We start from the raw sequence: 7,994 nt of genomic DNA on the forward strand, positions 1-7,994 counted from the left end.
CTGGCGCGGGGGGGTCGGGGCCGCCGCGGTTCCGCCGCACCGGGGCCCCCCCCGGACCCCGTCCGGAGAATCGAAGAGGGGGCACACACATGCAGCGCAGAACCGTCTACCTGTCCCGTCGCGGGGCCTTACGGGCCGGCGCGGGTGCCGCGCTCGGGCTCGGGGCCCTCGGGCTGACCGGCACCGGCCGGGCGGCCGCGTGGAGCGGCGCCGACACGTCGTACGTCATCGACTGCGCGGGCTGGGGCGCCCGGCCGCCCAAGTCCGCCACACAGATATCGCCGCTCGCCACGCAGAAGATCGTCGTGCACCACATGGCGTTCCCCAACACCACCGACTACTCCCGCGACGCCGCGATCGCCCTGGCCCGCAAGTGCCAGGACCTGCACATGGACACCAACGGCTGGATCGACACCGGCCAGCACTTCACCGTCAGCCGCGGCGGTTACGTCCTGGAGGGCCGCCACGGCAGCCTCGGCGCCCTCACCTCGGGGACGTACCAGATCACCGGCGCCCACTGCGTCGGCGAGAACCAGCGCGGGATCGGCATCGAGAACGAGGGCACGTACGTCGACGAGACGCCGCCCCAGGCGCTGTGGGCGTCGCTGGTGATGCTGTGCACGACGATCGGCGCCCAGTACGGCCTGGGCGGCCACCAGATCTTCGGGCACTGGGACTTCAACAACACCCAGTGCCCCGGCGCCGCGTTCTACCGCCAGTTCCCGGCGCTGCGGCTGGAGGTGGCGCGCGGCCTCGGCCAGTCCTTCGCCTCGATCCCGGCCCGCACCTGGCCCGACACCTACTCCTCCAGCGCCGGGCACACCGTCGTCGCGCTGCAGTACCTGCTGCGCGCCGCCGGGTACGACTCCGTCCCGCTGGGCGGTTCGCTGGGCGACCGCGCCACCCAGCGGGCGCTGAAGGCGTTCCAGACGTCCATCGGCGTCCAGCCCCCGAAGGACAGCACCGTCACCCCGGCCACCTGGGAGGCGCTGTGCGGTCCGACGGGCCCGGGCAGCACCGGTGAGGCCGTGCTGGCCGCGCAGACGGTCCTGTCGCGGAAGCTGTACGCCGTGGGCCTGACCGGCAACTACGACGCGGCCACGGTCGCCGCCGTCGCCGCCATGCAGGAGCTGCACGGCCTGCCGGCGACCGGCGTACTGGACACCGCCTCGTGGTGCGCGACGATCGGCGGCGTCGTGGCGGAGGAGTTCACTGGGCTGTGAGCCCGGCCCGGGGCGGCTCCAGGGCCTTGCCCGGGGCGGCCCCGGGGGACGGGTGGCGCGAGCGCGGTCACGTGTCGCTGAAGACCACGCTCCGCCGCTCCACCCCCGGCGCCGCGAAGTCCAGCACCTCGCCGGCCAGCCGCTCCACGGCCGTCCTCTCCCGCGCCTTCAGCGCCCGGAAGGGCTCCACCTCCACCACGGCGGACCGCCGTTTGAGCACCGGCTTCCACAGTCCGGCGACGAAGCCGTCGAGCATCACGCCGCCGCGCACCAGGCCGTTCTGCGTGAAGACCCGCTTCACATGGTCCTTGTCGATGATCCGGGTCCGGTCGGCGTGCGAGAGCAGGGCGTTGTCGAAGGGGCCGAGCAGGAAGGGGGCGATCTTCGTGTCCGGGTCGGGGAGTTCCGTACCGGCGAGGTCGAACAGCTCGCGGCCGTGCTCGTCGCGGTACGACACCAGCCGGGGCCGCAGCCGCTCGAAGGCCGCGGCCAGCCCGGACAGCGAGGACCACTTCTGCGCGTCGGCGACCGACGCGGGCCCGAACGCGGCGAGGTAGCGCAGCACGAGGTCGTCCGGCGCCGGATCCGTGGCGGACTCGCCGTCCAGCCACTGGTCGGCCAGCGCGTAGACGAGCCCGCCGCCCTCGCCCCACACCCCGCGCGGCGGCACCTGGACCAGCGGCAGCAGGCACCGGGCGAGATACGTCAGGGCACCGGGCTCGCGGTCGGGCCACCGCCCGGCGAGGCGCGCGCCGAGTTCGTCGGCGGGCAGCGGGCCCTCGGCCAGCACCTTGCGGGCGGCGGTCGCCACCGCGTCGGGGTCGAGGCCGACGCACTTCTGCCCGTACGTACTGTTGAAGAGCACCGAGTCGAGGAACGGCTGGACCACCGCCCGCATCCGCAGCGCGTCCCGCGCGCTCACCATGTGGATGGTGCCGCGCATGAGCACCACGCGGACGGCGGCGCGGGACGTCAGCGCCTCGGACAGGGTGTCGGTGGTGAAGCCCTCGAGGCGGCTGTACAGCTGGTAGTACGGCGCGTCGCCGGCCTGGGCCTGCAGCCCGGCCAGATGCTCCATCGCCTCGACGGGTGTGGCGTCCCGCCGCCCGGTCAGCCACTGCCGCTCCAGCAGCGCCCGGTTCAGCGCCCGTGTGCTCAGTACGCCCATCGCTCCGCCCTTCGCCATCGGGCCATCATCCCCTCCGTCACTGCCCCTTCTTCGCCGCGTACGCCCGCGCCGCCCGCACGCGGTTGCCGCACCGTGTCGTACACCAGCGCCGGGCTCCGTGCGAACGCAGGAACCAGCGCGCGCAGCCCGGCGCGCCGCACTCCGCGAGCTGATCGCCCTCGGGGCCGGCGAGCAGCTCCACGGAGTCCTCCGCGAGGGCGGAGAGCGCGGCGGCGACGGGGTTGCCGGTGTCGGGGTCGGTGTCGCGGCGCGGACCGTCGGCGGCGGTCCACACCAGCCGCGGTGTCGCGGGCGCCGCGGCCAGCGCGGAGTTGAGGACCTCCAGCGGCCCGGCGGCGGGCGCGGTGTGCGCCTCGCGCGACGCGAACAGTCCGCGCAGCGCCTCGCGCAGGGTGAGCAGCCTGCCCAGATGCCGCCCGGCCAGCGGGGCGGGGTCCGGCAGCAACGCCCGGCGCACCAGCCACAGATGGGCGGCCTCCGCGTCCTCCAGCAGGTCGACCGTGCCGTGGCTGACCGTGAAACGGGTGTTGACCAGCCCCAGCGAGGCGAAACGGTCCTCGCCGGGCACGACGGGGTGATGGAGGTAGTACGGGCTCTCTTCGTCCACGGTCTCATGGTAATGGTTGCGATTCTCCGTGAGGAGGCCTACCGTCCCTCACGGAGAATCAACCGGAAAAGCGTGAGGGGGCCGTGATGGCCGTGGACCATACGGGGGCCGTGACGGCCTTCGACGCCGAGCGGGTGCGCAAGGACTTCCCGATCCTGCGGCGGACGGTGGACAGCGGGGCCGAGCTCGTCTATCTGGACTCGGGCGCCACCGCCCACAAACCGCTCCAGGTGCTGGACGCGGAGCGGGACTTCTACCTCCGCCGCAACGCCGCCGTGCACCGCGGCGCGCACCAGCTCGCGAACGAGGCGACGGAGGCGTACGAGACGGCACGCGCCACGGTGGCCGGCTTCGTGGGCGCCCCCGCGGACGAGGTCGTCTTCACCAAGAACGCCACCGAGGCGGTCAACCTCGTCGCCTACAGCCTGGGCAACGCCCGGGTGATCGGCCCCGGCGACCGCATCGTCGTCACGGAGATGGAGCACCACGCCAATCTCGTCCCCTGGCAGCAGCTCGCGCAGCGCACGGGGGCGCGGCTGGAGTGGTTCGGGCTGACGGACGACGGGCGGCTGGACCTGGAGGGCCTCGACCAGCTCGTCGACGAACGCACCAAGGTCGTGGCCCTCACCCACCAGTCCAACGTGCTGGGCACCCTCAACCCCGTACGCCTGATCGCGGACCGCGCCCATGCCGCCGGGGCGCTCGTCGTGGTGGACGGCGCGCAGTCGGTGCCGCACCGGCCGGTGGACGTCACCGAACTGGGCGCGGACTTCCTGGCCTTCTCGGGCCACAAGATGCTCGGGCCGAGCGGGGTCGGCGTGCTCTGGGGGAGGCGGGCGCTGCTGGCGGAGCTGCCGCCGTTCCTCACCGGCGGTTCGATGATCGAGGTCGTGGAGATGGACCGCTCGACGTTCCTGCCCCCGCCGCAGCGCTTCGAGGCCGGAGTCCCGGTGGCCGCGCAGGCGGTGGGACTCGCGGCGGCCGTGGAGTACCTGCGGCGGCTCGGGATGGCCGAGGTCGCGGCGTACGAGGAGGAGCTGACGGCCCGCGCGCTGCGGCTGCTGGCGGAGATCCCCGGCGTGCGCGTGCTCGGCCCGCCGGACGCGGAGGGCCGGGGCTCGGCGGTCTCCTTCACCGTCGACGGCATCCACCCGCACGACGTCGGCCAGGTGCTCGACGACCGCGGCATCGCGGTGCGCACCGGCCACCACTGCGCCCGCCCGCTGGCCCGCCGCTACGGGCTGGCCGCGACGACCCGGGCGACGTTCTACGTCTACAACACCCCGGCCGAGGTGGACGCCCTGGCCGACGGCGTGCGGGCGGCGCAGGCGTACTTCGGCTAGCGGCCGCCCGCCGTACCGCCGAGGACCGCGTCCACGGTCCGGGCCGCGAAGTCCGGGGGCGGCTCCTCCTGGCGCAGCAGTACGCGGACCCACAGGGCGCCGGCGACGAGGTCGAGGAGCAGCTTCGGGTCCACGGGCGGGAGGTCGCCGCGCACCCGGGCGCGGTCGAAGAGCGGCTGCTCGCGGGCGAGGCGGTCGGCGAAGAACTCGCCGGCCAGCCCCGCCAGTTCCGGGGGCCCCGCGGCGAGCGCGCGGACGACCGGGGCGGCGTGCGGGCCGGTGAGCAGGGCGAGCACCTGCTCGGCGAGGGCGACGAGGTCGCCGCGGAGGCTGCCCGTGTCGGGGATGTCGACGTCGAGCACCCGGGCGTGCAGGATCGCGGCGCGCAGCAGGGCGGGCTTGGACGGCCACCAGCGGTACAGGGTGGTCTTGTTCACGCCGGCGGCGCGGGCGACGCCCTCGACGGTGAGGGCGTCGTAGCCGTGCTCGGCGAGCAGGGCGAGGGCGGCGTCGAAGATCGCGGCCGCGGCGCGGGGGCCTCTGGTCTCGGGCATGGGGTGATTGTACGGTGGGAATGCAACGCAACGTTGCGTTGCGTTTTGAGGGGCGGGCCTCCGCGTGCCCACCCGTGCCGCCGCAGGAGGAGCCCATGTCCGAGAACCGCGTTCCCGCCGCCGTCAGCTGGGGTCTGCTCGCCGCCTGGATCCTCAACGACGCCGAGGAGCTGGCCACGATGGCCCGGTTCGGCGGGTTGCCGCAGCGCCGGGTGAACACGGCGATCGGGCTGATGGGCGTGCTCGTCGCCGCCGCGGCGGCGGACGGCGCCCGGACGGGCGGGCGCAGCGCGTTCTTCCGGACGTCCGTGGCCGGCTTCGGCCTGCACGGCTTCACGCATCTCGCGTCGGCGGCCGTGCTGCGCCGCTACACCCCGGGGTTGGCCACCGCGCCGACCGTCGTGATCCCGTACGCCTGGTGGGCCGCGCGCCGGCTGCGCGCCGCCGGAATGCCTCTCACTCGGGCGCACGCGGCGCGTGGCGTGGGGCTGCTGCTCGCCTCGCTGGGCGCGGTGCACGCGGTCGCGGCGCGGGTGGGGCCGTCGCGGGCATGGACAGAGCCCGGCCGGTGACCGGCCGGGCTCTGTCCGTGAGCTTCGCGCCAGGGGCTCAGCCCTGCTTCGTCTCCCAGAAGATCTTGTCGATCTGGGCGATGTAGTCGAGAGCCTTCTGACCGGTCGCCGGGTCGGTCGACGCCTTGGCGGCGCTGAGCGCCTTCAGGGTGTCGTTGACCAGCGTGCTGAGCTCCGGGTACTTCTCGAAGTGCGGCGGCTTGAAGTAGTCGCTCCAGAGCACCGACACGTGGTGCTTGGCGAGCTCCGCACGCTGCTCCTTGATGACCGTGGCGCGCATCTGGAAGTGCGGGTCGTCGTTGGCCTGCATCTTCTCCTGGACGGCCTTGACCGACTCGGCCTCGATGCGGGCCTGCGCCGGGTCGTAGACGCCGCAGGGCAGGTCGCAGTGGGCGCTGGCCTTCACCTTGGGGCCGAACAGCCGAGAGAACATGTGCGTCCTTCCTCGTGATCCTTCTTAAGACGGGACACTACTCCGTGGGCTGACGGATTTGGCGAGTGCCCCTGGGGGCTTAGGTCAAAAGTCCAGTGCCACGCTAGTACTGGGTGGAGGATTGACCGGGGAGGTCGAGGAGCATGCCGCAGCGGATGGACGAGCGTGAACGCGGACTGGAGCGGCGCGGACTGCGCCGGCTCGCGCTGGTCGAGGTGTCCGGCCCGTCCATGACGCCGACCGTCAACACGGGCGACACGCTGATCGTCCGTTACGGAGCGCGCGTCCGGCCGGGTGACGTCGTACTGCTGCGCCACCCGCTGCAGCAGGATCTGCTCATCGTGAAACGCGTGGTGGAGCGGCGCGACGGCGGCTGGTGGGTGGTCAGCGACAACGCGCTCGCCGCCTTCGCCAACGACAGCCGGGACTTCGGCGCCGTACCCGACGAACTGGTGCTGGCCCGCGGGCTGCTGCGGCTGCGGCCGCCGGCGGACGTCGCCGCTCAGCGCACGGTGCGCTCGGCGGTGTCCTGGGCTGCGGTGGCGGTACGGCCGCTCTCCAGGCGTTTGCGGGCCCGGTAGGCCGCCACGTTCGCGCGGGTCGCGCAGCGGTCGGAGCAGTAGCGGCGGGAGCGGTTCGTCGAGGTGTCGAGGTAGGCGTTCTGGCAGGGGGACGCCTCGCAGATGCCCAGGCGGTCCACGCCGTGGTCGGTGAGGTGCACGGCCAGCCCCATACAGGCGCTGGCGGCGTAGCCGGCGCCGGCGTTGGCCGGGGTCTCCGCGATGTGCAGATGCCACTGCGGGCGGCCGTCGTCGCCCCGGTGGTCGTGCCCGGAGATCTGCGGGCTCACGGGGAACTCCATCAGCAGCGCGTTGAGCAGGTCCACCGCGCGGAACTCGTCGCCCTCGCTCGCCGCCTCGAAGACGGCGCGCAGCCGGGCGCGTACGGCGCGCAGCCGGGTCACGTCGGCGTCGGTGGCGCGGCGGGCGGCGGACTGGTTGGCGCCGAAGAGCTCGCGGACGGTGTCCAGGGTCGTGAGGGTGTCGTTGCCCCGCGCGGGCTCCTCGGTGTTGACCAGGCGCACAGCGAGATCTGAGTAATAGGCCAGTTCCACTTGCAGTCCTTACGCAGGGCGGTCTAGGGTCGGCATCGGGGTCGTAATAGTCGATCCCCGATCAAGGGTATTACGGGCTGGAGGGGACGCAATGGCTGGGACAGGCACGCCGGAGACGTGGGACGCGTGGCAGCTGAGCTGGGACCGGCAGCAGGAGTGGTACATGCCGGACCGCGAGGAGCGGTTCGGGGTCATGCTCGACATGCTCGAAGCCGTCGTGGGGCGTACGCCGCGGGTGCTCGACCTCGCGTGCGGGACGGGATCCATCACGCGGCGGGTGCTCGCGCGCTTCCCGTCGGCGTCGACGACGGGCGTCGATCTGGATCCGGCGCTGCTGACGATCGCCCGGGGGACCTTCGAGGGGGACGCGCGGGCCTCCTTCGTCACGGCGGATCTGCGGGATCCCGCCTGGCGGGAGAAGCTGCCGCACGAGTCGTACGACGCGGTGCTCACCGCCACGGCGCTGCACTGGCTGCGGACGTCGGAGCTCGCGGCGCTGTACGAGCAGGTCGCTTCGGTGGTGCGGCCGGGCGGGGTGTTCATGAACGCCGACCACATGCTGGATCTGCGTACGCCGCGGATCAACGCTCTGGAGCGGGACTTCCGTAAGGCGCGGCAGGCCGCGGACCAGGCGTCGGGGGCGCTGGACTGGGCGCAGTGGTGGGCGTCCGTCGCGTCGTCCCCCGTGCTGGGGGGTGCGGCCCGGGAGCGCTTCACGATCTTCGGTGACCCGAACAATCCTTCGGGGGATCACTTCTCGGACCAGTTCCAGCCGGCCGCGTGGCATGCGGAGACCCTTCGGGCGGTGGGGTTCGCCGAGGCGCGGGCGGTTTGGGCGTCGCCTACGGATGCGCTCGTGCTCGCGCTGCGCTGAGCTCTTTGTCGGCACGCGGTGCTCACCTTCCGCTGCGGGGGCTTCGCCCCCGGGCCCCCTTTGCGGGCTGCGCCCGCGTCGCGCC

Annotated in this window: 10 protein-coding genes; 5 read left to right on the forward strand and 5 right to left on the reverse strand. The window is 73.3% G+C overall.

Annotated features, from left to right (window positions below; genetic code table 11):
- The first annotated feature begins 89 nt into the window (after nt 1–89).
- Nucleotides 90–1,223, forward strand: coding sequence for an N-acetylmuramoyl-L-alanine amidase (locus tag AB0M28_RS38935; protein ID WP_365415320.1), 1,134 nt, complete (start codon nt 90–92; stop codon nt 1,221–1,223).
- A 67-nt stretch (nt 1,224–1,290) separates the two neighbouring features.
- Here the strand turns inward: AB0M28_RS38935 and AB0M28_RS38940 are convergent, their stop codons facing one another.
- Nucleotides 1,291–2,409, reverse strand: coding sequence for a winged helix DNA-binding domain-containing protein (locus AB0M28_RS38940; protein ID WP_365415322.1), 1,119 nt, complete (start codon nt 2,407–2,409; stop codon nt 1,291–1,293).
- Nucleotides 2,410–2,428: 19 nt separating this feature from the next.
- The gene (locus AB0M28_RS38945) at nt 2,429–3,019 is read right to left on the reverse strand and encodes a CGNR zinc finger domain-containing protein (RefSeq protein WP_365415324.1); all 591 of its coding nucleotides are present in this window, start codon (nt 3,017–3,019) and stop codon (nt 2,429–2,431) included.
- Between the two features lie 86 nt (nt 3,020–3,105).
- Here AB0M28_RS38945 and AB0M28_RS38950 point away from each other — a divergent pair, with 86 nt between their 5' ends.
- Nucleotides 3,106–4,362, forward strand: coding sequence for a cysteine desulfurase (locus AB0M28_RS38950; RefSeq protein ID WP_365415326.1), 1,257 nt, complete (start codon nt 3,106–3,108; stop codon nt 4,360–4,362).
- Here the strand turns inward: AB0M28_RS38950 and AB0M28_RS38955 are convergent.
- The gene (locus tag AB0M28_RS38955) at nt 4,359–4,916 is read right to left on the reverse strand and encodes a TetR/AcrR family transcriptional regulator (protein ID WP_365415328.1); all 558 of its coding nucleotides are present in this window, start codon (nt 4,914–4,916) and stop codon (nt 4,359–4,361) included. The two genes, AB0M28_RS38950 and AB0M28_RS38955, sit on opposite strands and share 4 nt — an antisense overlap.
- A 95-nt stretch (nt 4,917–5,011) precedes the next feature.
- Between AB0M28_RS38955 and AB0M28_RS38960 the strand changes: the two genes are divergently transcribed.
- Entirely contained in the window at nt 5,012–5,488 is a 477-nt protein-coding gene (locus tag AB0M28_RS38960; protein ID WP_365415330.1) for an HXXEE domain-containing protein, read from the forward strand.
- 37 nt (nt 5,489–5,525) lie between these two features.
- Here AB0M28_RS38960 and sodN read toward each other — a convergent pair whose 3' ends face one another.
- A complete protein-coding gene (gene sodN, locus AB0M28_RS38965) occupies nt 5,526–5,921 on the reverse strand; it encodes a superoxide dismutase, Ni (protein ID WP_365415332.1) in 396 nt (131 codons plus the stop codon).
- A gap of 143 nt (nt 5,922–6,064) precedes the next feature.
- On the opposite strand from sodN, the gene sodX reads away from it, so the two are divergent.
- Nucleotides 6,065–6,502 (forward strand): nickel-type superoxide dismutase maturation protease, encoded by a 438-nt coding sequence (gene sodX / locus AB0M28_RS38970; RefSeq protein WP_365415334.1) that lies wholly within the window; start codon nt 6,065–6,067, stop codon nt 6,500–6,502.
- Here sodX and AB0M28_RS38975 read toward each other — a convergent pair.
- A complete protein-coding gene (locus AB0M28_RS38975) occupies nt 6,424–7,035 on the reverse strand; it encodes a CGNR zinc finger domain-containing protein (RefSeq protein ID WP_365415335.1) in 612 nt (203 codons plus the stop codon). The two genes, sodX and AB0M28_RS38975, sit on opposite strands and share 79 nt — an antisense overlap.
- A gap of 91 nt (nt 7,036–7,126) precedes the next feature.
- On the opposite strand from AB0M28_RS38975, the gene AB0M28_RS38980 reads away from it, so the two are divergent.
- On the forward strand, nt 7,127–7,909 hold the full coding sequence (locus tag AB0M28_RS38980) for a class I SAM-dependent methyltransferase (RefSeq protein ID WP_365415337.1): 783 nt from the start codon (nt 7,127–7,129) through the stop codon (nt 7,907–7,909).
- Nucleotides 7,910–7,994: the final 85 nt, after the last annotated feature.

Source organism: Streptomyces sp. NPDC051940 (genome assembly GCF_040680895.1).
In the GTDB taxonomy this organism is placed as follows: domain Bacteria; phylum Actinomycetota; class Actinomycetes; order Streptomycetales; family Streptomycetaceae; genus Streptomyces.